This is a genomic window from Psychrobacter sp. TB20-MNA-CIBAN-0197 (assembly GCF_040309765.1).
Classification (GTDB): domain Bacteria; phylum Pseudomonadota; class Gammaproteobacteria; order Pseudomonadales; family Moraxellaceae; genus Psychrobacter; species Psychrobacter submarinus.
In genome coordinates, this window is sequence record NZ_JBEOPC010000589.1 from 1 (window position 1) to 272 (window position 272).

1 pseudogene is annotated in these 272 nt (G+C 59.9%); it reads left to right on the plus strand.

Annotated elements, in window-relative coordinates:
- Positions 1-272, plus strand: a pseudogene (locus AAEY83_RS15095) (hypothetical protein); the annotation flags it as partial.

Below are 272 nucleotides of genomic sequence, written 5' to 3' on the forward strand. Positions count from 1 at the left end.
GCTGTGCATCCTGCCGGCCGATCATGAATCGGGCTGGGTGATCAATGGCGATATCCGTCTGGCGCACCTGTATTTCAGCGCCGAACAATTCGCCCTCGGTTGCGTCACGTTGCTCGATCGCGAACCGCGCGAGATGCAATTACGCGAGCAGACTTTTCTCGAAGATCCGCAGCAGGCGCAGCGCTTCCGGCAATTGCTGAATCTGAACTGGCAAGAGCCGGCCGAGCGCTTGCTGACCAGCAGCCTCGCCCACGAATTGATCAGCCACACGC